At 40.8% G+C, this 24,980-nt stretch carries 17 protein-coding genes and 1 pseudogene; 3 read left to right on the top strand and 15 right to left on the bottom strand.

Going from position 1 to position 24,980, the window contains the following annotated elements; all coding sequences use genetic code 11:
- The first annotated feature begins 47 nt into the window (after nucleotides 1-47).
- Nucleotides 48-752, top strand: coding sequence for a hypothetical protein (locus tag LBQ60_19755; protein ID MDR2040164.1), 705 nt, complete (start codon nucleotides 48-50; stop codon nucleotides 750-752).
- Between the two features lie 56 nt (nucleotides 753-808).
- Here the strand turns inward: LBQ60_19755 and LBQ60_19750 are convergent, their stop codons facing one another.
- Both LBQ60_19750 and LBQ60_19745 read right to left on the bottom strand, forming a co-directional pair.
- Nucleotides 809-1,276, bottom strand: a complete 468-nt coding sequence (locus LBQ60_19750) for a MaoC family dehydratase (GenBank protein MDR2040163.1) — start codon at nucleotides 1,274-1,276, stop codon at nucleotides 809-811.
- Between the two features lie 101 nt (nucleotides 1,277-1,377).
- Nucleotides 1,378-2,763, bottom strand: coding sequence for a Gfo/Idh/MocA family oxidoreductase (locus LBQ60_19745; GenBank protein MDR2040162.1), 1,386 nt, complete (start codon nucleotides 2,761-2,763; stop codon nucleotides 1,378-1,380).
- Nucleotides 2,764-3,151: 388 nt separating this feature from the next.
- On the opposite strand from LBQ60_19745, the gene LBQ60_19740 reads away from it, so the two are divergent.
- Together LBQ60_19740 and LBQ60_19735 are read left to right on the top strand one after the other, a co-directional pair.
- Nucleotides 3,152-3,751, top strand: a complete 600-nt coding sequence (locus LBQ60_19740; GenBank protein ID MDR2040161.1) for a hypothetical protein — start codon at nucleotides 3,152-3,154, stop codon at nucleotides 3,749-3,751.
- Nucleotides 3,752-3,783: 32 nt separating this feature from the next.
- The gene (locus LBQ60_19735; protein MDR2040160.1) at nucleotides 3,784-4,452 is read left to right on the top strand and encodes a hypothetical protein; all 669 of its coding nucleotides are present in this window, start codon (nucleotides 3,784-3,786) and stop codon (nucleotides 4,450-4,452) included.
- A gap of 45 nt (nucleotides 4,453-4,497) precedes the next feature.
- Here LBQ60_19735 and LBQ60_19730 read toward each other — a convergent pair whose 3' ends face one another.
- From LBQ60_19730 to rseP, 13 genes and pseudogenes are all read right to left on the bottom strand, one after another.
- Nucleotides 4,498-5,508 (bottom strand): family 43 glycosylhydrolase, encoded by a 1,011-nt coding sequence (locus LBQ60_19730; protein MDR2040159.1) that lies wholly within the window; start codon nucleotides 5,506-5,508, stop codon nucleotides 4,498-4,500.
- Nucleotides 5,509-5,626: 118 nt separating this feature from the next.
- On the bottom strand, nucleotides 5,627-7,669 hold the full coding sequence (locus LBQ60_19725) for a glycoside hydrolase family 127 protein (protein MDR2040158.1): 2,043 nt from the start codon (nucleotides 7,667-7,669) through the stop codon (nucleotides 5,627-5,629).
- A gap of 110 nt (nucleotides 7,670-7,779) precedes the next feature.
- The gene (locus LBQ60_19720; protein ID MDR2040157.1) at nucleotides 7,780-8,667 is read right to left on the bottom strand and encodes a glycoside hydrolase family 43 protein; all 888 of its coding nucleotides are present in this window, start codon (nucleotides 8,665-8,667) and stop codon (nucleotides 7,780-7,782) included.
- A 48-nt stretch (nucleotides 8,668-8,715) separates the two neighbouring features.
- Nucleotides 8,716-9,522, bottom strand: a pseudogene (locus LBQ60_19715) (glycoside hydrolase family 43 protein).
- Nucleotides 9,523-9,692: 170 nt separating this feature from the next.
- Entirely contained in the window at nucleotides 9,693-10,733 is a 1,041-nt protein-coding gene (locus tag LBQ60_19710) for an Ig-like domain-containing protein (GenBank protein MDR2040156.1), read from the bottom strand.
- A 309-nt stretch (nucleotides 10,734-11,042) separates the two neighbouring features.
- Entirely contained in the window at nucleotides 11,043-13,469 is a 2,427-nt protein-coding gene (locus LBQ60_19705; protein ID MDR2040155.1) for a glycoside hydrolase family 127 protein, read from the bottom strand.
- A 19-nt stretch (nucleotides 13,470-13,488) separates the two neighbouring features.
- Nucleotides 13,489-15,534: a glycoside hydrolase family 127 protein gene (locus LBQ60_19700; protein ID MDR2040154.1), complete on the bottom strand. Its 2,046-nt coding sequence runs from the start codon at nucleotides 15,532-15,534 to the stop codon at nucleotides 13,489-13,491.
- Between the two features lie 95 nt (nucleotides 15,535-15,629).
- Nucleotides 15,630-16,562 carry a TraB/GumN family protein gene (locus tag LBQ60_19695; protein MDR2040153.1) on the bottom strand — a complete coding sequence of 311 codons (933 nt, stop codon included), beginning with the start codon at nucleotides 16,560-16,562 and terminating at the stop codon, nucleotides 15,630-15,632.
- A 585-nt stretch (nucleotides 16,563-17,147) separates the two neighbouring features.
- Entirely contained in the window at nucleotides 17,148-18,959 is a 1,812-nt protein-coding gene (locus tag LBQ60_19690; GenBank protein ID MDR2040152.1) for a beta-galactosidase, read from the bottom strand.
- 70 nt (nucleotides 18,960-19,029) lie between these two features.
- On the bottom strand, nucleotides 19,030-21,501 hold the full coding sequence (locus LBQ60_19685) for a DUF4965 domain-containing protein (protein MDR2040151.1): 2,472 nt from the start codon (nucleotides 21,499-21,501) through the stop codon (nucleotides 19,030-19,032).
- Between the two features lie 264 nt (nucleotides 21,502-21,765).
- On the bottom strand, nucleotides 21,766-22,518 hold the full coding sequence (locus LBQ60_19680) for a DUF1003 domain-containing protein (GenBank protein ID MDR2040150.1): 753 nt from the start codon (nucleotides 22,516-22,518) through the stop codon (nucleotides 21,766-21,768).
- A gap of 66 nt (nucleotides 22,519-22,584) precedes the next feature.
- Nucleotides 22,585-22,974: a hypothetical protein gene (locus tag LBQ60_19675; GenBank protein ID MDR2040149.1), complete on the bottom strand. Its 390-nt coding sequence runs from the start codon at nucleotides 22,972-22,974 to the stop codon at nucleotides 22,585-22,587.
- Nucleotides 22,975-23,646: 672 nt separating this feature from the next.
- Entirely contained in the window at nucleotides 23,647-24,966 is a 1,320-nt protein-coding gene (gene rseP / locus LBQ60_19670; protein ID MDR2040148.1) for an RIP metalloprotease RseP, read from the bottom strand.
- Nucleotides 24,967-24,980 lie beyond the last annotated feature (14 nt).

Raw genomic sequence — 24,980 nt, 5'->3', positions numbered from 1 at the left:
TATTCATTTTATAGTCTATTGAAGAAAAAACATGCAAAATATAAAGAATGAGAAATTTTATTAATTGGGCGATCATACAACGCATAGAAGATTCGCCGGAAAAATTTATTATACAACGGAAAGTATCACTAATGAATTCTTTTTTGTTCGGCTATGAAAACATCTTCTTAAGGCCTGAAAACGAAGAACATTTAGGTGAAAAGTACAAAGACATGCCCTCTATCGACGAATATGCCCGAAAGAAATACCATGCAGAAAAAATCGGAACAAGGAATTTCGAAAGTGTGATCTCATTCTCCTGTGAAGATGAACGGGATTTTTTCCGGAACTATCTTGATTTTCTAAAAGAATACGAAGATAAATTTCCTTTAGACCATCCGATTCTGTATATCCCCAGAAAAACGCCTAAGTTCAGTGTTAAAGAGTTGATGGGTGGAATGCGCAGAAGGTATTCCATGTATTTTGGAAACTATGATCTATCTGAACTGCGCGCCTTTCTTGACGGTTATTTTTTATGCAAGGATGATTATCTCCTTTCCTGGGATCAATTTGATACAGATCTGAAAAGATTTACCCAAAACATTGCATGTGAAACGCTTCACCTGACAGGAAAATTCGTTACCTGGGACAGAAAATACCGGTATGACAGGGATTGGAATGCGTGGGGAAGTGTATCAGAAAAACACGCAAAAGAGATATTGGAACACTTTTGGTCGGATCTGGAACGATTTACCGGAGAAAAAATAGGATAACAAACGATCAGCACATAGTCCCCGGCAAAATCCGTCCCCGGTAAAAATAGGCTTATTTATTCGAAATGGTACAAGAAGACCAGTGTCGCATCCAACGCAGGTTTATCATTGTCTTTGATCTCCAGGGTAACATTGACTTCCGCTTTTGATACTCCTCTCAGATTAGTCAATGATCGTAAAGATGCTTTAAGCCGTACCCCATCGTTTACCAAAACCGGCTGTTTAAATTTAAGCTTATCAATTCCGTAATTTACCAATAATTTGATATTCCTCACCTCAATGATTTGCCCCCATAAATAAGGAATGATGGATAAGTTCAGATAACCATGCGCAATAGTTGTCCCATATGGGCTTTCTTTTTTAGCTTTCTCCACATCTACATGTATCCACTGATGATCCAACGTTGCATCTGCGAACAGATCAATCTGTTCTTGTGTAACAGTGTGGTAAGCAGAAACGCCTAAAACCTTTCCGACATACTTTTCAAATTCTTCAAAATTCTGAATAACTATCCTTTCCGGCATTTTTATAATTTTATTATTATGGAATAATCATCTTCTTTCAGCTGACAATAAAAAAGACGGAATTTTATTGTTCCGTCTTTTTTATGTTAATGACAGACGGGTCATTTACCCTTTGCCATTTCCAACGCCTTTGTGGTGGTGTAATATTTGGCGATCATATTGGGTACTTCCCATTCCGGCAGTTTCCCATCCACCAGGTATTGCAGGTAACGTTCAGTCACCTGTCCGAAATGGGCTTCATGACCATTATGATATTTCTCAGGTACCAGGACTTCCCAACCGGCATCCAGTTTTTTCACTTCAATACCGGGATATTTTGTTTGGATTTTCTTCAAATTACTATTCAATGCGGTTTCAAAAGCAGCGATGTCTTTCACAACCGGCTCTATATACAAGGTTGGCCTATAAGCTTGTTCAGCACCCTGACGGATAATCAGGTTTGCATTGGTGCCCCTCATGGTAGAATAATGAGTATCTCCGGTACCTTCAGGAGGCATATAATTCCATATAACCACCACCTTGGCATGTTTACCTTTTAATTTGTAATTAATTTCCCCATTGGCATATACCAATAATGAATCATTGCGAACATCTTTCTTAAGATAATCAGGATAATCGGCTAATCCTGTCACTTGTTGGAACTGGTCTTTGCCCATATTGGTCGTCCAACGTTTTGCCGAAACGATCTCAATATCTTTCGTATAGTCCAGGACTACATCCGGAAAACACTCCCATTGTACCAGATCGACAAGGTGTGTGGTAACATCCACAATTCCTTCTCCCTGCTGTTCCACATCAAAAAACCATGCGGGACGCTTAAGGGCCGAACCGGATACATACTTAAAAAAGTGATGGACACTTTCCTTGGTCACTGAAGGATCCTCTACCGATCCGTTTTCCAAAGTTCCGAATACTTCAGGTAAAAGGGAAAACTCTTTCTGCAACATGGTAGTTATCTCAAAACGTTCGGTCATAATATCATATAACAACACTCCATTTTGCTGTGCAGAAGCAAAAGCCTGTTTTAACAACTCAAAATTCTGTACATTAATAGCCATAGGTTTATCTGCCAGTACATTGATACCCGCATCTATGGTTTTCTTTATGTATTCGGTTTTCTTGCGGTTATTACCTGCGGTAACCATTACATTTCCTTTTTTCTGTGCAATCATTTTCTCAAAGAAATCAGGCCCGCGATATACTTCTTCTTTCCATGAAGTAGGTTGGTCCGCCCGCTGGTTATATGCGTCTATCTTTTTCAGGTGTTCGTTCAGGTCATCGCCATCCGGGGCGTACACATACACTGCAGGATTTACCTGTTTATACATATTCTTCTGCACCAAAGCTGCATGAAAATGTCCGGGATCAAGTGTAATTAACTGCACTTCTCCTTCAGCTCCCGTGAACACTGCTTTTTTTTCTGTTTTACACGAATTCACAAGTACCACTGCTGATAACACTAAAATGATATATACTCTATTCAACATTGTTTTATTTTTTTGTTTTTGCAAAAGTAAAATATTTAATTGCATATTGCCATCATTTTGGATATTTTGCTTCGCCAGAACATGGCCTTTTGTCGCTTTTAACTTTATTTAACAGTTTTTAAGCACTTTATAAAAGACCTTTTTCAGTTTGTGAAAAAGAAATCTTTATAGGCTATACACTTTAATGTGACAAGGTTAAACTGTCATTAGAAAATAATAACAGTCTCAGTTAGCATGAAAAGCTTGGTAAGATATCCTTTTTATTATCCAATTTTATACTATTTTTGTCTTGTATTTATTTGATATATCCTCATAAGTGGAGATGCAGACTTTTTTTCATCCTGAAATGCCAATGTCAGATGTGTTAAAGTATAATTACCGGTTAATTATGCTGCAAACATTATTTGACATAAAAATGGGGTATCACCCGGAATCAACCATAAAAGATGTTTGTGACCGGTACAATGTCAATACGGATTTGTTCCTTTTTATCTGTAACATATATTCGTTTGATAATTATCCTCATGAAGATTTTCCATCCACCATTCCTATTAAAGATGCTTTAACCTACCTTTTAAGGTCCCACGAATACTCCAAAAAAGAAATATACCCATATGTAAATGTCGAATACAAAAGCATTGAACATCTATTACCCCTCTCTTTTAAACAAAAATTAAAAGGATTGCTGGATGATTTTTTTGAAAACATGGAAGAGTATTATGCAAATTTTGTATTAGCAGCAGATAATTACTTAAATACAGGAAAAATATTAACAAAAGATGAGTCGCAGCTATTAATTGAACAAATGGAACGTAATCTTGTTTTGATAGATATAATCATCGAAACAATATCGAATCATAAAGTAGCCTCTAAAGATGTGGAACAATATAACCATCTGAAATATTATCTAACCTTTCTGAAAAAGGATTTCCCAAAGCACACCAACATAACTAAACATACGCTTAAGCCTATCCTTTCTTACACATAAGAGTTTGCTTTAACGACTTACCAAAATCCAAAATGTACAAACAAGAATTTTATCATCCCGATACATTACTATCTGAGATGCTGAAGCAGAACTATCAACTAAATATGACACTTGTCTTACTGGATATTAAATTAGGATTTTGTCCCCGGGCCAAAGCAAAAGAAGTATGTGCCCAACACAATGTCAGTGTTGATTTATTGTTATTTATCTGCAATATGTATTCTTTTGATGAGTATAAGACAAACGATTATCCGGGATCCCTCCCTTTCGACGAGTCGCTGGAATATATTCTCAGGGTAAACAAATACACCCAAAAAGAAATATTCCCCTATGTAAAACAGGAATATAAAAGCATTGAAGGTCTACTGACCGTATCTCAAAAAAATAACCTCGAAAAAATACTCGCCGATTTCCTGGAAGTTTTTAACAAATTTTTTGTTGATTTTGAAGAAGTAACTAAAGAGTTCCTGAAAACCAGAGAACGGCTTAATTTACTACAAACAAGGATTTTATTCGAACAGATCGATGAAATTATCATCCTGATAGAATTAATGTCCAATACCCTGTCAAAGTCCCAGGCGTCCTCTGGAAATGACGAATCATACAATCATTTTAAATATTACCTGGCTTTTTTAATGCGTGGATTACCCAAACACCAAAGAATTTCAAAGTACGCCTTAAAGCCAATGTTTTCCGAATAATTATTTCTATATATGTCTTTGCAATAAAGAACGAACAAAATTCTATTATTCGTTCTTTATCACTGGTATTCCTTTCTTAAAAACAACTTCCACATTTGAAATAAGCCATGTTTTTCCCCGGTCGTTGTTTCCCTGGTAAAACAAAAATGTCCTGCCTGTTCCGGGATCGGCGAATATATGCGGATGACCGGATTCGCTGGAATTCCATTCACCCGGCTTACCATTAGGTAAAAATGGTGTACTAAATAAACGTTCCCATTTAATTCCGTCCTTACTTACCGCTACTCCCACCTGTTGCGGCTCATTATTGTAAGCACCGGCATAAAACATATATAGTTTTTTCCCCTTCTGTACGATCGATGCACCCTCGATACATTTCTTTTCCCAGTCCAGTTCCGGATAAAGGATGGAATAATCTGCCGCCTGTACCCAGTCTTCCCTTTTAAAATCCGTATTCCCGGGGGCTACTGTAACGCCCAGCATCTGTACTTTATAGTCCGGATCACGGGTAGCAAAATAAAGGTAATATTTTCCTTTATACTTACAGACCTCTGCATCAATGGCCCTTCCACAATTCCAGTCCCCCGTAGGGCTGAAAATCGGATTGGTCGGATTCCGCACAAAATTTATCCCGTCATTCGAATATGCATGGCAGATCGCATCATTGCGGCCGTTGCCATAGGTCTGATAAAACAAATGGACCTTATTATCCCTGACCAATGCCCCGGGAGCGCATAGTCCCCGTTTTTCGTATTCCGCACCGGGAAAAGGGGTGATCTCACCTACCTTGGTCCAGTTGATCAGGTCTTTACTTTCTGCAATCCCGATATTCCAGCCCGACTCCGGATGATCCTTATAAGGAGGAATAGAATAATACATCAGGTACTTGTCATTGAATTTCACAACATGCGGATCTTTTGAAAAAGGTTTCCCTACACGGGAAGTATCACCGAACATCATCATACCCGGTTCATTCGGGATCAATTCTTCAGCTGATGCTTGTCCCGGATAATGCAGGAAAAACAACATGGAAAGTACAAGAATAAAAAATTTCATTTTAATTATATATTGGTGTTTATAAATCAAGTACCCTGTGCTTTTTATTATTTTATTAAAACACATTGGTTAAATAGATTACATTCAATAAATTCGACATTCATTGGCATTACATAATTTATGGGCGTACTACCGGAAATTCGGAGATACGTAGAGTGGTGCATCCGTAAGGTATCAGGGTGATTTCCTCATCCGGAGTCACTTCTTTACTGGTCCAGTGGCCTGTGGAAAACGGCAACGGCCCTGCCATTTCACTGTATAACTGCCAGTTTGGAATAGGTCGTGCTTTTAATTTAATTTCTACAGGAGCATTTTCAAGGTTCCACGGATATGCCGAACGTTGCTTCTCCGGATCAATGGTTACCTTACAATGCTCATCAGCCTTTTTCTGGTCGAAACCGACAATACCATAATTCCATTTCGAAGGGGAAGTCACTTCTAGATAATGTTTTCCATAGGCTTTTACATCTGCTTCGGGCATCTCTTTCCTGTTCCATGTTTCTTCCATCTTCAGTGCATACACCAAGGGCCCACGTTCCAATGCAATTGAATTTTCATGCCAGGTGCTGACCTGTATTTCCATCGGCAGATACAGTTCGACCTGATCCCCACTCTTCCAGTTACGTTTGATAACGGCCGTTTTACCTCCTTCAACCTTTTGCTCCTCTTTTCCGTTCACTGACACCGTTGCCTGTCTGCACCACCCGGGAATACGCAGATGGAAAGGAAAGTCAACGGTAGAAATACGCTTGTCGTCAATTCTGATCGTAAACCTGATCTTATCATCCATAGGATAATAGGTATCTTCGGAGATCTTCACCTTACAGCCTTTACCGACTAAAGCAGACACTTCGGAAGGGGAATAAACCATAGCAGCAATACCATTATCGGGGGTTGCATACCATAGGTGCTGGGTAAACTTGGGCCATCCCTGATGCATGTTGGAAAAGCAACACGGATAACCGGACAATGTCCCGAAAAGCACATCTGTTCCTTTATGGTTGGCGTCTTCATAAAAATTACGAGGATGCCTTGTGATCATTACCTGGTTGGCCTGCTGGAAATACTGTTTGGCCATGTAATCGTCGGACACCTGGGTAGGTAAGGCATTAAATGCGATCTTTTCCAGATGATCGGCATAAGCTATATCTCCGGTAATTTCCGTGATCTTTTCCAGTGAATACATTAATTCTACAGCCGAGCACAGTTCGGAACCCTGTGTCGGATTACGGCCATGTAATCCTTCATCACCTCCATACATTCCCTGTGGTTGACCATTGAATCTTTTGAGATCGGCAAATCCTTTTTTTACAGCTTCCAGATGTGTTTTATCCCCGCTTTGCTGGTAAAATATTACCGGCTCTTTGATTCCCTGCGCCAGATTGACACAATGAATGGAATTCTGGCGGCAAAGATCCTGACTATGAAGGAACATATGGACAAAATCATGACCCTGCTGATGTAACAGGCTACCCAGATCGAGTAAAAAATCATCTCCGGTGATGTTGTATAACCAGTATACCACCTGCAAATTGTCGCATACCCTGTATCTGGCCCAGAATGTCCAGTTACCCAATGGTTTTTCAGGTAATGTATTTAATTGGTACCTGAAATATCCGGTCATAAATGATATAATGCGCTGATCGCCCGTTGCGGAATAATACTGCTGCAATATTTTGAGTACGACCATTCTCGGCCACCAGTCTTCAGCATTATCGCGCTGCAGGCCGGGTTCATAACTATAATTTTTAGCCGGACCGAAAAACCCGTCTTCACGCTGGCTTTTCAATGCCCATTCTATCCATGGCTGTACTTTTTCTTTCAGGTTCTTATCATCCAGGATATAGGCCAGAGGCAACAATCCATCGATCCAGTAAGGTCCCCTTTCCCATTGGTCGCCGTCACCGCCCAGCCATCCATTCCGTGATCCCATCACTTCCGGATACAACTTATCCATCTGCCCTGTAGCTCCATTTTTCTGCCGTTCCAGCATTTCCAGTAACCAGCCTTTTGCCTTGATACTCCCTAACGGCAACTCCATGTATGGTTTCCTTACCAAAGGATAACGGTTATTCTGATAATTCGATAGATCATTTGCCGAGATACAGAGCACAGGTAGAAAAAGGAAAACCAAAAGAAAAATAGACCTCAGACATCTCATAAACCGGACAATTAAGTATTTATTGTTATTCATTATTTTCTTAAGTTGCATTGATCGAATTGATTAGATTTATTAAATATGATATTAACTTATTGATATTATCTATCTGATTATTCTGTTATCTGTTTTACAGGTGTAATGATGTTTTCGATCCTCATTACAGGAATAGGTTCATTCCCGAATTTCACGTCCGCAATATACATTTTCCGCGGATGTATCTGGGTATCGTTGTTATGTGCATGGAAAGTGATCCGCAGATCTCCATCTTTATCTGTGAACATGGCGCTATGGCCGATCCCAAATAACCCGTTTGCCTTTTGCAGAATAGGATTACCCTCATATTTTTCCCACGGGCCGGTTACTTTGTCAGCTACGGCATAACCGATTCCATAATACTGGCTTTCATAACTATTAGCAGAATAAGTCATATAATATTTCCCTTTGTGTTTCAACACAAAACAGCCTTCATTCACACGCGGCCAGACTGTTTCCCATTCCTGTGAAACGTGGATACATGGATGCATGGTTTCCGGTTTGATCTCCAGGAGATCATCCGTCAGCTCCGCCACCCAGATGTTCAATCCATCATTGAAACGATCGAAAAACAGGTAAGGCTTACCATCGTCATCGATGAAAAGAGAATTGTCGATACATTTTTCATTTTCGATCATTGGTCTTTTAACTGCCTGTGTAAAAGGTCCGAGCGGATGATCGGCAGTAGCCGCGCAAATATGTTCGTTTGCCGAAAAATACATATAAAATTTCCCGTTCACATCGTATACTTCAGGCGCCCAGAACCACTTTCCTCCCCAGACATCATCCTTATGCAGTGCCAGTTTTTCAACGGGTTCCCATTCCATCAGATCATTCGATGTATACACTGCAATACCGTCAGCAGCCAGCGTTCCATAAGCATAGTATGTCCCTTCATGTAACAGGATGAATGGGTCGCCGAAAGGTATTTTTTCCCTTGCTTCTACCCTGAAACGAAGTGATATTCCCTTATCCGTCAGTCTAAAATCACGGATGGTTACCGTGGTAGCCCCACTATTGGGCGAATGATAGGATATTTTCTGTTTTCCCTCAAAATCCGTGAAGATCATGGCATGTCCGCCGTCATCTTTATTCAACGAGGATTCATCCAATGTCCATGGACCGGTGATCCGACCTGTTTCAGAACGGGCCAGGGCAACAGCATAAGCCCCGTCCTTGGTAAAACTGGACCATAACATCCACAGTTTTCCTTCTTTTGTTTTAAAAGCAAAAGCGCCATCAGTCACATAACCGGCTTCGATCCCGAATCCGGAAACCGTGCCCGTCCATGCAGCCTGTGATGCTGTAAAAAGAATGACCGGTTCCCCGATCCTTGTTTTCAAATCTGCCGATAATTTCTGCGCCACTACTTGCCCGTCTGTTACCTCTATCCACTCACGACAATACAACAACCATGGATCCTGCTGCTCATCTATGTACAAAGTAGCATCCAGACAGGTGTGCTCTTTGGGTGTAATGGGTTCATTGATCAACGGTTCAAATGGTCCTTGCGGATGATCGGATACCAATATGGCTGTTCCGCGCCTTGATTGTTCGTCACTGAAAGTTACCAGCAGGTAATAACGGCCATTGTAATAACAAAGATCAGGCGCCCAGAAATCTTTCTTACCCCAGAAGTCTTCGGATGGAGAAAACGATACTCCGGCCTTACGCCAATATTTCAGGTCCTTACTTTCATATACCGTAATGGTCGGATGGGTATTCAAATGTATATAATACAGCCCACTCTCTTTATCAGGAAAAACAAAGGGATCACGCCCCCGGAAATCTTCAACCGGGATATCGTAAGCTATTTCCATTTTTTTATTTTGACAAGCAGCCAGTAAAAGAAGAAACAATAAATAATAAATAAATTTTATATTTTTCATTTTAATATATGGAATAATAAAACCCGACAAGGGCACGTGCAACATTTCATTATCTCTTGATTTTTCACATTTCCGTAAAAATCATTAAAAATAACTATTTTTCACTTCATCCCCGGTTCAATAACAAGATCATATGTTCCGGCATAGCTAAAATTAATAAGATTGTCAAATCCAGTTCTTCCGTTACATGAAATACGTATTGTACCAGCACTCGATTCCACAGATATTTGTGTCTCACTAAGTAATGAGACGTATAACCCCGGCGCTGCAATTCCGGTGTCATAAACTATGTTATTTGTCATCTGACCAAAGGACACTGTATATACTCCCGATTCAGGAAAAGTCTTCTTGTTATCATAGTATACTGAGAAGGTGAAATATTTTGAACTTGTTGTAAAAGCTGTATATTGAATATAATAACCCGGTCCTAATGTGGCCTTGCCACATTTAACCTGCATCGATTCATAGTTATAGGTAAATCCGTCAAATGTCAATGTCCCTTGTATAGGACCATTAACGATTACACTGCAAATATCCGTTTTAGAATAGTCTTCGTTAGACGTTGCTTTAATTTGTGCTGTTCCTTTCGCTATAGCTGTTACTTTACCATTTGCGTCGACAGTGGCAACATCCGGATTATTGCTGAGCCATAAAACGCTTTTATCAGTGCCATCAATTATTGCCGTAAGCGTTTCACTCTCGCCTACGGTGAGTACCAAAGCCTTTTTATCCAATGTTAAATCCGTTATCGGCTTGGGAATTTCACCCGTTTGTGTCACAGCATCCTGGTCGATCGTGATTATAATCGAGTGATCATTGCAGGTAATAGTGAGTAATGCCGTCCGCTTTACCCCGGTATAGTTTTTATCAAGAACAATACTGATGGTATGTGTACCGGCATCAGCCCAACCCCGGTCAGGTGTGATAGATACCCAGTTCGGGTCTTCTACATTGGCTTGTGTAACAAACCAACCCCATGCACCTGTAGTTGTAAAGGTTACATCACTACTTCCTGAAGTTTGGTCTGCATAGGCTTTCTGCGTTAGTTGGCGCTCATCCTGTACAATAATATCTTTCTTGTCATCATCACTGCAACCAACTAATAAGCATGTTACCAATAGCACCAAAAATATTCTTTTCATTTTCATATATTTTCATCGGTAAGAAGTACGAAAAACGAACACTGATCATCAGCAAAATACGGCCAACAATAAACCGGATTTAAAAAAGCAAATACTATCAGATCAACAGGCACTCACTATTCAATAATTTATATACAACATGCTCTCTTTTGTAAACAGGAATACCGGCACTCTCCCTTGCATGATACCTAAGTGTGGATATCGGAAAAAGTTTATCCATACAAATATATCTCTTTAAACTTAACCCCCAATGCCGTATCAACAATAAAAAGTGATAAATGTTCAAAAGCCCAAACCGCCGGACCTTACTTATATATTTACACGCTGTATCTTACATCCGAATATGCCACCAGCAATATTGCCCGGAACGGATTTCAGCTTAATGGTTACTTTTTCTTTACCCTTAATTACGTCAGCCGGAATAGGATAATTACGTTCGATCATCTCAGTGAATGTTTCGGCACGTAGTTTTTGTTCACCTATTTTTCTGTCATTGGCAAAGATCTCGAAATACCGGTTTCCTCCATCCCTGCTGAGATAGGTCAGCACCAGTTCCAACGGCTCTCCCTGAACAACTTTCAGGTCATAGGAAAACCAGCCGCCATCAGATGCATCCCGCCAACCAGCCGCAGACCCTCCTGTATTGGTTTTGAACCCCTGCATATTATGCGCTTTTTCCGATTGTTCGCTGCCGACCGTTACCATATCCACAGTTCTATATGCAGCAAGAGATTTTTTCTTCAAAATTTCCGGATCTTCCGGCATCCAGACAAGCATCTCGCCTGTTCCGCGATGGGAACGCAAATGGTAAGGGACGAGTACCAGGTCTTCTTCGACACTAAGAAATTCTTTTGTTCTATCGTCAACCGAATAAACCGTTGATTTTCCTTTTAAAACATTCGTTCCACCCATCAGTTCCGGTTCGAAAACAGGAATAAATCCGGTACCCGCTGTAATGGAATAATCACTGACCGCCCTGTTGTTATCGGCAAACTCTGCACAGTATACTATAGGACCGTATTCAACAGATAACCTTCCCTTATCCGCTTCCACAAGGGGATGTGCCTTAACCATCCTTGCTTCCATCGGAATAGAAATCTCCACCTGATCGCCTTTTTTCCATTTATTTTTAATGATCGCATATCCTTTTTCAACTTGATATTGATAATCCTTCCCATTGAGTTTTACCTGCATGTCTTTATCCGAATGATTGGCAAAAACATATAAATCAGATGGAGCAACCTCATTAGCAGACCATCCCGGAATACGTATTTTCAGATCAAAATTTGCTTTTTGCGGATCAATAACCAACGAAACCCCTCCTTTCCAGGGATAGGCGGTCTTTTGTTCCACATGTATACTTTTACCCTGATAGGGTATATCAGCCGTACTTTCAGCAAACAGGTTCACATAGACCGAATGATTATCCGTGGCGTACATGTAACCGGGAACGGATGGTATGAAACGGGCCAGATTGGACGGACAGCAGGAACAATCGAACCATTCACTGCGTTCCTGTCCTCCCTGGTGGACTTCCAGCGGATTGGGATAGAAGAACCGGTTACCTGAAAGGCTGATCCCGGAAAGAACACCATTGTACAGGGAACGTTCCAGTACATCCATGTACTTTGCATCACCATGCAACATAAACATACGGTGGTTGAACATGCAATTCCCGATAGCGGCACAGGTCTCACAATAAGCGCTGGCATTGGGCAATTCGTAATTTTTCCCGAATGCTTCTCCATGCGATGTAGACCCGATACCTCCCGTGATATACATCTTTTTCCCGACAATATTTGTCCATACCGAATCCGCCGCATCCAGGTATGCCTGATCATTCATCAACGCGGCAATATCAGCCATGGCCGAATACAGGTAAGTTCCCCTGACGGCATGCCCCACTGCTTCGGTTTGTTGTGTTACCGGCAGATGATCCTGCCAGTATTGCCCGTTACGGAACATATCGGATGAGTTTTTGTCAAACCGGGTATTCTTCCCCCGGGATTCGAGGAAATAATGTGATAAATCCAGGTATTTCCGTTCCCCGGTCACCCGGTATAATTTTACCAACCCCATTTCAATGACCTGATGGCCGGGAGCAATGCACAGACCGTCCGGATTAAAGGTGGCACACATCAGATCGGCATTCTTAATGGCAATATCCAGAAAATTTCTTTTTCCTGTTGCTAAATAATGCGCGACTGCTGCTTCATACATATGTCCGGCATTATAAGTTTCATGACTGTTGTCCCACTCGTTTTCCCAACGGTTTTTTCCAATCCACCTGTGGGGCGGATCATTGATGGTCCTGTTCGTATAGAGATAACCGTCAGGTTCCTGAGCTTTTCCAATCAGGAATATCAGACTATCCAGATAGGCATCCAGTTTTTCGTCCTTTTGTACGGCCAACAGAAAGGAAGCGCCTTCCATGATCTTAAAGACATCGGAATCATCAAAAGGATATGCCCCACGAAACCGGCCTTCTTTCAGTCCGCCCGCAACAGCGAAATTATCGATCCGACCGGTTTCTTCACATTTCCTGAATGCATAAGGTACCGTTACCATTCTGGACGTTTCTATCCTTGGCGCCCAGAAATGATCATGAAGATGTACCTGAGTAAACTTAACATCCTTGTACGGATAATCTCCTTGTGAACGCTTACTGCAAGCGACAAAAACCATAAAAAAGCAAAGCAGAAATATACTTGTGTAGTACTTACCGGATAGATTCATTATCTTTTAAATTTAAACATTATTGTACCGATGGAAATGATGAAATCCTCAGTCTGGCCGCTCCCATAGGGACTAAGGTAATCTCTTCCATTTCTCCGGATGTATGCGCAGGATAAGCCGGCAATACGGCGCACAGGCCATACTGATCGATCCCCCATGAAGGGATTTTTCGTCCTTTTGCTTTGATCTCGATCGGTACACTTTCTAATGTAAAGGGAAAATTATCAGCAGGCCATGGTTTCCTTGTTACAGAAAACGTATTTTTCGGATGCTTTATATCAAAATACAGGGCATAATTCCATGCACTGCCGGGTTGTATTTCCCATGAAGGCCATTTGGACGGATCTGCTCCTTCCTGCCATTTAGAATCCCATATGGCTGAGGCTTTACTGTCATGCTGGATGTATTTTTCATCGATTTTTAATGAATAAGTGAGTGGTCCATGATTGACGCTTACACTGTTCTGGTTTACTTTCCATCGACGGGCAGTTACTGTCATAGGAAAATCAATAGTGATCTTATCCCCATCCTTCCACTCACGAAGAATACGTGCATAGGTTGCGGGCTTCAGGTCTTTTCCCAGTTTCGTTCCATTAACGCTGATCTGTGCATCTCTACACCACGAAGGTATCCTTATATATAATGGGAAATGTATATTCTTTGGTAAACTCACCTGCATACGCACCTGTTCTTCAAATGGATAATTGGTTTCCTCGGTAATCGTTACTTCAGTACCATCGGCTATTTTTGCTTTTACCGAAGAAGCGGAAAAAAGAACTGCTGCCAGGCCGTTATCCGGGGTAGCTACCCAAAGGTTCTCGGCATAATACGGCCATCCTTGCGTATGATTATGCTGGCAGCAACGGCTGCTGAAAGGATTCATCATCAGGAACGGGCCCCTGTTATCGATCCCGGGATGGTGGTTCTTGCCGTCGCTAACCACCATGTTGGGTGAAGTGATATAACGCAGGGATTTGAAATCAGGCATTACTGCAGCCGGATAGGTATTGAATGCGACGTCTTCACAATGGTCGGCCCAGAACGGGTCGCCTGTAATACGCAGCAATAATTCGTTGGACGCCATCTGCTCGACCATACCGCAGGTTTCCACTCCCTGCCGGGGGTCGATATATCCCATGCGGCTGTTTTCATCCCCCCCGAACATTCCCCCGGGAACCTGCCCGAAAGTACGCCGGATCAAATGGAAAACATTGTATGTGGCGTTCAGGTCAGAAGAATCTTTACTTTGCATCCACCAGGTGGCAGGTTCACGAAATGATTGTGCAATGTTAACATTGTGCCAGTTGGGAAGGCTGGTATCCTGACGCCAGTTGGCGGTATTACGGTGGGTCTTTTCGGCAAGGTCGAGCAACCACTGGTCGCCGGTAATATTATACAACCAGTAGATACTGTACAGGTTGTCTCCTCCCCTGCTGTTTTCCCAATAATCTTTCAGGAACATTTCATCCGGCAATGCGGATTGCCACTGGAAATATTTTGTCAGGAAAGGGATCACCCGTTCATCACCCGAATGTTCATAATAAGACTGCAGGCACCAAACCATAATCATATTCCCCCATAGGTCAGGCTTACCGTTTTTCTCGATCCACGGACCAAAATATCCGTCCGGACGCTGACTGTTCAACGCAGCATCTATCCATAATCTGGACTCTGCAATCACGGCAGGATCATTCAGTATGTATCCCATATTGGCATACCCTTTCAGCCAGTAAGGAACTTCTTCCCATCCCCATTGGCCTTTTCCGTCGATACTTAGCCATGCGTTATCTTTTTTCTGCAACCACGCGCTGATCTCTCCCAGATGTCCGGTGAGTCCATTCCGCTGGCGTATCAGGTATTCTTTTAGCCATCCCTCCGGTTGAACAGATCCTACCGGAAGTTTAATGAAATGAAGCGGTTGCAGGGGTGGTCGGTTCCCAGTGTAATGAGTATTGGAAACATCGGTTGACGGACGGTCAACACAGGTAATTTCTGTTTCCGAGGATCCGGAGCAGGCATTCAATAAAATAATCCCTGAGACAATAAAAATTTTAAAATATTTCATTCTTATAAAAATTCAAGATTCAAAGTTCAAAGTTTTCAGATGTTTGTCAGCATTCTCCATTCTCAATTCTCCATTCTCCATTATCCATTGCGCTATTATTTCTTCACTACCCTTACGGTATATCCCTTTTCGCGGAGCTGATGGATCAACCCGTATTCTCCCGGTAGATGGAGTGCACCTACTACGATGATCGACGGTTGCTCTGTAATCAAACCGGGTATTTTCTCCATCCACTTCAGGTTACGGCCTTTTACCAGGGCATCCTCTTCTTTTTCTTCGGGAGTGGGCTGACAAGCAATGTCTATCTTCTCTATTTCTGCAAGCTGATCCTGGTATATTTTCCAGAGTTTATCCAGATCCTGCCTATGGTAGGCGGGTTCCAGTTCTACCTGAGCTTCCATCAGCGCCGGATATTTTAATGTGCACATCAACTCAAGAGCCTGTTCTGTCAATGACCCTTTGAATAGCAACTGATACTGACTATCGGCACTTTCCAGGGCAACCACAGGATATCCTTTTGATAAGGCTTCATTGGTCAAATGGCCATCCAGGCCATTCTGTAAGATATCTTTAGGAATATCCCGGTCTTCGAAATAATACATCATCATAATGGAATAACTCAGTATGGATGGTTTCATGGACATCTGACCGGATGTTACTTTAAAATATTTCAATAAAACAGAATCCAGTATACGGAGGTCTTCATCTCCCAACAGATCCCTGTATGTGGTATCGACGGGCATCATCATATCCGGAAAGCTGTTCATCATTTCTGGAGACAGTTCCGCACCTACTTCGGAAATTAACTGGGATACGGAATTAAAAGCAGGATAAAATCCTGGCACACTATCCAGAAATTGCTTAAGCACCAGATGATGGGTACCAAAAAGATAAGATGGGTTTTTCAATCCGTTCCCGGATATCTGCCACAATAACCCGGTACCTTCTCCTGTGGTAACTGTAGATGAACATGATACAATCCCGATAAAAAAAACGGTGTAGACCAGGTGACGAACAAATTTTTTCATAACTGACGGTTTTATACAGATTCCAATAATATATGTGTTTCTATAAATACTCAGCTGAACTTACGAGCCTGACAAAGTCAATATTCAAAAATCAATCATCAATAATCAATAATCAATAATCATTTATAAGATTATCTACTGGCATTGACCCAGAATTCCGCTCAAAACGACTGGAAAAACTCTATTTTTACGATTATGGTATCAATAAAAATAACCTGCCGTAAGGTAAGCATTTTTTCATTTAATCCGGCAGTGATCTTTTTTGCCTCATTTTAAGGAATTCACTGTTATTATTTTATTTCCTGATTCCCTTTGCCAGTATCTCTATTTTCTTTCCCTGCTCTTTTGTAATATCACATCAGATAAAATCAATCGGGCTTGATTGATTGTTTCTTCATAAGTAGGAGTTGCCATTGCTTATATTTTTTACTTATGATCAATATGCAACACAAATAATTACTCAGTTACAGACCAACAACCGGATTTAATTCCTGAAGAGTCCGGGAAAGAAACTTAATATCCGGGCATTAACTATCGATCATTAAAAGAAAACCGGAAGGAACTTCTTCCTTCCGGCCATCTTACTTATTTCAATATTTCACAAATTTCGGTATTTATTTTTTTCAGGCGGGCTTCGTTCAGTTTGATAACCTTACGGTCGTATGTCATCAACCCGTTTACTTCACCTTCCACATCGGTGGTCTGTGTATATACGGCAGCCGAGAATCCTGTTTTGATGAACTTTTTAAGTTGCTCAGCATACTTTACATATTCATCAGTGGTTTCTTCGGAATTTTTAAACTGAATATATCCCCAGTTTTTATCTGTCTGCCAGAGATGTCCTTCCAACGGAAGGCCGATCCCTCCATACTCACCCAATACTGTAACTCTTTGGGCATCGTATAGGAACATTTCCGGTCCGGGATAATTATGAAGGTCGAGTATATCGCCCGTGCGATAATGGTTTCCTCCACTTGCAGGATTTACTAAACGGGAAGGATCATACGCTTTGGTCCATTCTGTAATTTCCACTGTCTTGAATTGTCCCCATGCTTCATTGAAGGGTACCCATACACCGATACAGGGATAACTGATCAGGTAATCCATGATGTCTTTCCATTCCTGACGGAAATTAGCTTCCGATTCAGGTGAACGACGTAATTCAGATCCATCAAAGTACTGACGCATCTGCCACTGCGGAGAACGGTCTCCGTTAGGCATATCCTGCCATACAATGATACCGAGGCGGTCGCAATGCGTATACCAGCGAGCCGGCTCCACTTTTACATGTTTACGGATCATATTGAAACCGAAATCTTTGGTTTTCTTAATATCATAAACCAATGCTTCATCAGAAGGGGCTGTATATAATCCGTCAGGCCACCATCCCTGGTCGAGCGGACCGAACTGGAAAAGATCCTTGTTATTCAGTTGCATGCGTACAATACCGTTGGCATCGCGTTTGGTAGAATATTTACGCATTGCAAAATAACTTTTCACCTTATCTGTTACTTTGCCTTTACTGATGATGCTTGCTTCCATATCATACAATACGGGAGAATCGGGACTCCACAATTTCTGATCGGGTATATTGATACTGGCTGTCTGGCAAATAGCAGCCTTTGCCGTAGCAATCACCTTTCCGTTTTCCATGACTTTTACTTCCAGCACATCGCCGGGAGCCACATTTTCTGCCTGAGCAGATACAGTGATCCTGGATTGGTCGATATCAGGAACAACTTTTAATGCCATGATCCTTTTTGCAGGTACAGGTTCCAGCCATACGGTCTGCCAGATACCGGTCACCGGGGTATACCAGATACCGTGCGGATTATGTACTTGTTTTCCTCTTGGGTTATATCCCTTGTCGCTAGGATCCCATACTTTCACTACCAGTTTCTGTTCCCCTGACGCATTCAGATAAGGTGCAATATTAAAGGAGAAAGGAGTATATCCTCCCTGATGCGATCCGATCATGATATCATTAACGTATACTTCTGTTTTCCAGTCAACAGCACCGAAATGCAACAGGATATCTTTATCCTTCCATGTTTTGGGAACAGTAAAAGTACGTTTGTACCATAACTCATTCTTCTCTCCAACGGTTTTCTGTACTCCGGAAAGACTTGATTCCGCTGCAAAGGGCACCAGTATTTTTCCATCAAAAGAAGCCGGTTCATTCTGACCTACAGGTTTAATGGCATAATCCCACAACCCATTAAGATTTTGCCAATCAGAACGCTCCATGATGGGACGAGGATATTCCTGCCATACTTTATTGGGGTCTATCTTTTCCGCCCAGCTGGTTTTGATCTTATCGCCCTGAGGCTCCCACTGCGCTGAAACACAAAGGACAAGCGCTGATAAAAAAGCAATCGTTAAGAAAGGTTTTTTCATTTTAAAGATTTAATTTATTGATTTTATGTTTATTTGTTGTTTATCTTCTATACGGATCATTCCTATTTACTCATTTCATTTCGCCTTCCAGCATTTTAATGAAATACCCCCCGACTACTGCTCTGGCACGGAACCCTGTATGCTTTGGCTTATCGGTATAATACCAGTCGGACATGGGAATCCTGTCGGTGGTTTCATTCATAAAGAGGTATAAAGGATCTATGAACTTCTGAAATGTTTCCTTGTCATTGGCCAGGGTAGCCGTCCAGATGATCCAGTCGGCTTTGGTATATGTTTTCCTGTTATCCAACGGCAAACCGTATTTATTCTGTTTGGTCTGGTAATAAGCAATCTCTTTGGCTGCTACTTCTTCCGGGAAAATGCCCATGTTCATCAGTTTATTCCATACAAGATTGTATTTCTGGCTCCATGTTCCCGGCTGGTCGAATGTCAGGCGATAATGATCACCATCATCGGCCATTCTCATCCATTCTTTGGCCATTTCCTTTGCTTTTTGGGTATATTTTTCCGATATATCCTTTTTTCCCAGCATAGCTGCGAGTTTTCCGTATGAAGCGATCCCCATTATGGCCTTTGCGGACAGGTTGACATTATGTGCAAAATGTCCGGCAAAATCATCCGTACATAATTGGTTTTCCGGATCCAGCCCGTTTTCTACCAGGTAATCCGTCCATACTGTCAATACATCCCAATGTTTTTCCGCATACTTTGCATTTCCTTCTACCGCCGCAACAGCTGCCGTAAGAATCAACATATTTCCGCTTTCTTCCACCGGCATATCCCCGCCATAAGTTTGTCCGTTAGCCATTGGATAAGTTCCCACATCGTGTGCAGCAAAAGGTTTGGTCCATTTTCCGCTCTCGCTGTAATAAAAAATATGATTCATCAGGCCTTTGACTAATTCCACATTGTACAGTAAAAACAAAGGAGCTGATGGATAAGTGATGTCTACCGTACCAATGGATCCGTTGCTGAAATTTTCCTTGGAAAGGAACAGTAAATCACCATTCGGCGCCTCTACTAATTTATGGGCGGCAATAGCCTGACGGTAAGCCAGAACACATAACTCGGCATATTTCTTACCACCTGCCAACGTTGCTTTTTCCATTAATTGTTGATCAAAACGGTAACAACGATCTATCAATTGCTGGTATTCCCGGTCAGCTGCCTGAAACTGCATCAGTATATCCTGGTCCCCGGAACGGTTCCAATAGGGCCGGAGGTTTACACCAAAATACTGTATGGAATAAATATCATCATAACCGATCATTATTTTTCCCGAACCTTTCTTTATTTTTCCCAATGACTGTATCAACGCCATCCGTGCATTTTCTTTTTTTACGGAAGAGGCATTGGCTGCTTTATCCACAAAATTCTTTCTTAAATCAGCTGCATTTCCAACAAGGTAAGAAGTGTTTTCTTTTTTGGCCGCCATATAAAAGTATCCCCAGTCGATACGTACATCATCGCCTTTTTTTCCTAAATAATTCTGCTCCTTACTGCCTGTTTTCAGGAAGACAAGCCCTCCGTTCTCAAAACTTTCGCTCACCGACGCCTGTCCGGGATGATTCAATGCCCAGTTGGGAGAACTTTCGAAATATACATCCACTTCATGTTCCTTACCATCGTTGGATACAACTTCATAAGAGAGGTAATTCACCGGACGAGAAAGAAGATCGAGCTGTTCCATAAACAGCGGGGCAGCAAAAGAGAGTTTCAGGTCAACACCGCCACAAGTAAATGTATAATGCGTCTGTGTAGCCTGCACATTCACTGATTTCTGTTCTGCTGTCCTTTCCAGTTTCACCGGCATGGATTGTTCCGTGAAAAGTCCGAAATCGACCAAAGCCCCATGTGAACGATTCGTACAATGAGCGGCAATAACATTCTTTCCTTTTTTCAATGATGCCAGGGCTTCGCCGGTAACAGGCTCAGTGACGTTTTTCCGCCACTTATACCCGGTATTGACCACTTCTATTCCGTTGATATATAACTCAAAATCATCATCATGCGAATATTCCAGAAATACTTTCTTCCCGGAAAGGTCTTCTTCCAGATTGATTTCACGCCGTACCCAAATCTCCTCGGTTTCCCATGCTGTCTTCACTGTAGATTCGTCCCGTGTTCCGAAAGCAGCAGGTCCTTCTTTCCATTGTTTATCGTTAAAATCTTTATTATTCCATCCTTCACGCGGACGGGTAAAAGTATATTTCCCGGTCCACATTCCTTGTTCGGATGTATTGAATACTGTTAAAAGCGGAATATCCTCCAGTCCCATGAAGCGATAATTCTCGCCATCTACACGGATAACACCCAATAAGGGAAAATCTTTTCCTGTCCAGTGTTTTAACGAACCCTCATATAACTTATCACCGAACGACCAGGCCGAAGTATAAGGATCGATAGTAACCAACGGGTATGCCGGTGCGCGCAAATCGTTTTGAATGACTTCATGTCCGGAAGAACCACATCCGTATACAAGTGATACCATCATTAAGAGGGAAACAATAATTTTTTTCATCTGTCTATATTTTAATTTTCACGTCGATAAAGGAGTTTTCAAATGAATCATTGATCTACAGGATGCATATACCTGCAACTGGAATAACAGTTCTTCACAGTCACTTCTGTGGAGATTATAGAAAATTCATTTGATCAGAAATACAATAAAAACGATAAAAATATCTTTTTTTATCCAATGTTTCTAAAATGACAAAACATTTTTTTGACATCCTGACTATACAGGTTCCCATAAAAAACACATTGCACACTAACTGACAAAAAGTTATGTTTTTTTATTTTCCGATTGTTTTTTGGAGCGAACAGGTTTTCGGGGCGCTTCTTTCTTTTCTATCTGGTTTAAGATAGCATCCAACAACTCTAGCTGGACATTTTGTACTTCCATCAATTCCTGTTGCTGGTGAAAAATCAGGTGATCGATTTTTTCATGAAGGCTCCTGATCTCTAATTCTGATTTCAGGTTGATCATATAATCCTTTTTGGAACGTTCCCGGTCTTTATCTTCCTGCCTGTTCTGACTCATCATGATCACCGGAGCCTGTAACGCTGCCAGACAAGACAACATCAGGTTCAAAAGAATAAACGGATAGGGATCAAATGCTTTATTGGCCAACCAAATCACATTGATCGTTATCCAAATAAATATGAATACACCGAAAGAGATAATAAACGTCCAACTCCCTCCGAATGTGGCAACTTTATCCGCCACTTTTTGTCCCAACGTCGCTACAGCATCGTCATCACCGTCAATTTTATCTGAAAGTGTAGTTTGATTCGACAAGGAATTCAATACCGTTTTTTCAAGGGACGACATATCTCCGACCTGCTTACTGACCGCCTCGGAAATATATTTTCGCCTGTAATGATTCAATTCTTCAGTAGCCAGATAATTGTCTTCCTTAAATTCAGGATGTTCCTTTAGTATCACATTCATGATGGAACGACGGATGGACCGGCCTGATATCCTTTCTGATAGCGGATACTCTTTGTGGGAAAGATCACTCTTAAAAGTCTTCAATGTTCGCAATTTTAATAATTTATATCTGAAGCGTTTTTTTTAACTCTTATTTTATTTTTGAAAAGATTATAGGAATTTATCGGATTTTGATTGTTTGAGAGATAATATTGTAATTATTGCTGTAATTAAAAATGGCAATACTGAAATCAATATTTTATAATTCATAGCCAGAATTCCAATGAAAAATATAAGAATTAATAGTAACCCCAAACAGACTATGCTAATATAAATAAGAATTTTTTGTGGCTTTTTCTGAAATAAAGTAATCAAAAGTAAAATTTGTCCGAGAAGTGGAAGTAATATAAGAGGATGGACAAAAAGTTTTTGGGCAGTAAATATTTGCTTGAAAACCTCATATTCGATTTCAAATAAAAATGATTTATTGCCAGCTCCCCACTCCAGATAACAAATGAGAGAGGTTGCTATTAATGTGAGAATTAAAAATTTTGATCTCATAATTCAACCATTTTTTGTTGATGTTTTTTTAATCTCCCTGTAGAGTATAATATTAAAGTATCGAATTCATTTATTGAGGATTTTGAGAAAATTGTGAACTTTATTAGATAATAGATTTTCATATTCTCAACGGATTACAGGATTAAGTATAGATTTGATTTATAGTCCCGATTTCCTTTTCAAATTTAATAAATTCATTTTTTCAACATATTTTCTTTTTCAAATCTCCATCAGAATTAAGATATTAAAGAACTAGAATTCCATCTTGACCATCTTTCTAAAACTTTGATGTTATCAATTTGCATATTGCCATCCAAGAATCGTATAATGTTCTTTCTTTGCTGTGTTAACTAATGGCATTTAGGATAAAAGAGTTTTGTTGCTTTTTTCCATTTACTGTATTACTAGTATTCACCTGAATATGAATATCAGTATCTATTTTCCTTACTTCATCCATAAGTATTCTTTATAAAGCACAAACTTACATAAAAATCACGATTATATAAATGAGTGAAGGAAAATTAACTTAATCTATGTAAACCAGCAAATATGATCTTTATTTCTATACAGTAAATAAATGATCATTTGATTACGAGGTAATATCAATATAACATTTTCATTATCAGAAATTAATGAAAAATAAAATACAATAATGAGAAAAATTATGCTTCTTTACCTCGAGAATAATCTGATGATATCATTTCCGTTGGCTATCAGAAGCAAGCCTATCAAAATAACCATACCAACGATTTGCGCCCGTTCTAAAAATTTATCACCTGGTTTTCTTCCTGTAATCATCTCAAAAAGAAGGAACAATACATGACCTCCATCAAGCGCCGGAATAGGAAGAATATTCATAAATGCAAGAATAATTGAAAGGAAAGCCGTCATCGTCCAAAAAGACAACCAATCCCATTCTGCAGGAAATATATTTCCAATAGCAATAAAACCGCCCAATTGCTTCAGGCCGCCTTTATTGAAGAGCTTACCAAGATTACCCACATAGTTGGATAGAATATCCACGCCATAAACGATCCCTGCAGGAATAGATTCAAAAAAGCCATACTCAATACGCTCCGATTTCAGTATTTTAGTAGGTAACTGACAATATACACCAATGGTTCCGCTTTCGGAGACAGTCATATCCATCGTTTCCTGCATACCATTGCGTTCTATGGTCAGGTTAATCTTTTTATCTGCGTTATTTTTGGCTTCACCCATGAACAAACCGGCTGTAGGGGTCGGATGATCATTAACAGCTGTTATGATGTCGCCGGATTGTAATCCTGCTTTAGCCGCCGGAGAACCGGACTGGGTCTTATCTATGACAAAAGGGTAAAGCGGTGAAGCAAATACCTTATCCTTTGAGGATGAATACTGTGCAGAAAAATCATATGGTAATGCTATATCCATTCTTTCTCCGTCACGTTCAATGGTTACATTTTTTGCCCCTCCATGAATGATTTGTTCAGTAAGATCAGCTAACATATCGTAACTTACACCATCTACCGCTATAATTTTATCTCCGTTCCTGAATCCGTTTTCCAGGGCCGTTTGGGAAAACTCATATCCATAAGCTGCATTCTGTACCGGTATGTATTCTTTTCCCCAGACAAAAAGGATCATCGAATAGATAAAAAAGGCCAAAACAAAATTGACCAATACACCACCCACCATGATCAATAGACGTTGCCATGCCGGTTTGGTACGGAATTCCCAAGGCTGGGGCGGTTGCGACATTTGCTCCGTATCCATGGATTCATCTATCATCCCGGCTATCTTCACATATCCTCCCAGCGGTAACCAGCCGATACCGTATTCCGTTTCCCCCTTTTTAAATTTGAATAAAGAAAAACCTGCATCAAAAAACAGGTAAAATTTCTCAACGCGGACTTTAAACAATTTAGCAAAAAGAAAATGCCCCATTTCATGGGCAACAATCAGTATGGAAAGGCTAAGAACAAACTGCGAGGCTTTTATAAGGATTTCCATTATCTTAATCTATC

Source organism: Bacteroidales bacterium (assembly GCA_031275285.1).
Lineage (GTDB): Bacteria > Bacteroidota > Bacteroidia > Bacteroidales > UBA4181 > JAIRLS01.
The sequence above is the reverse complement of the archived record's forward strand: the minus strand, read 5'-3'. Positions and strand labels throughout refer to the sequence as shown.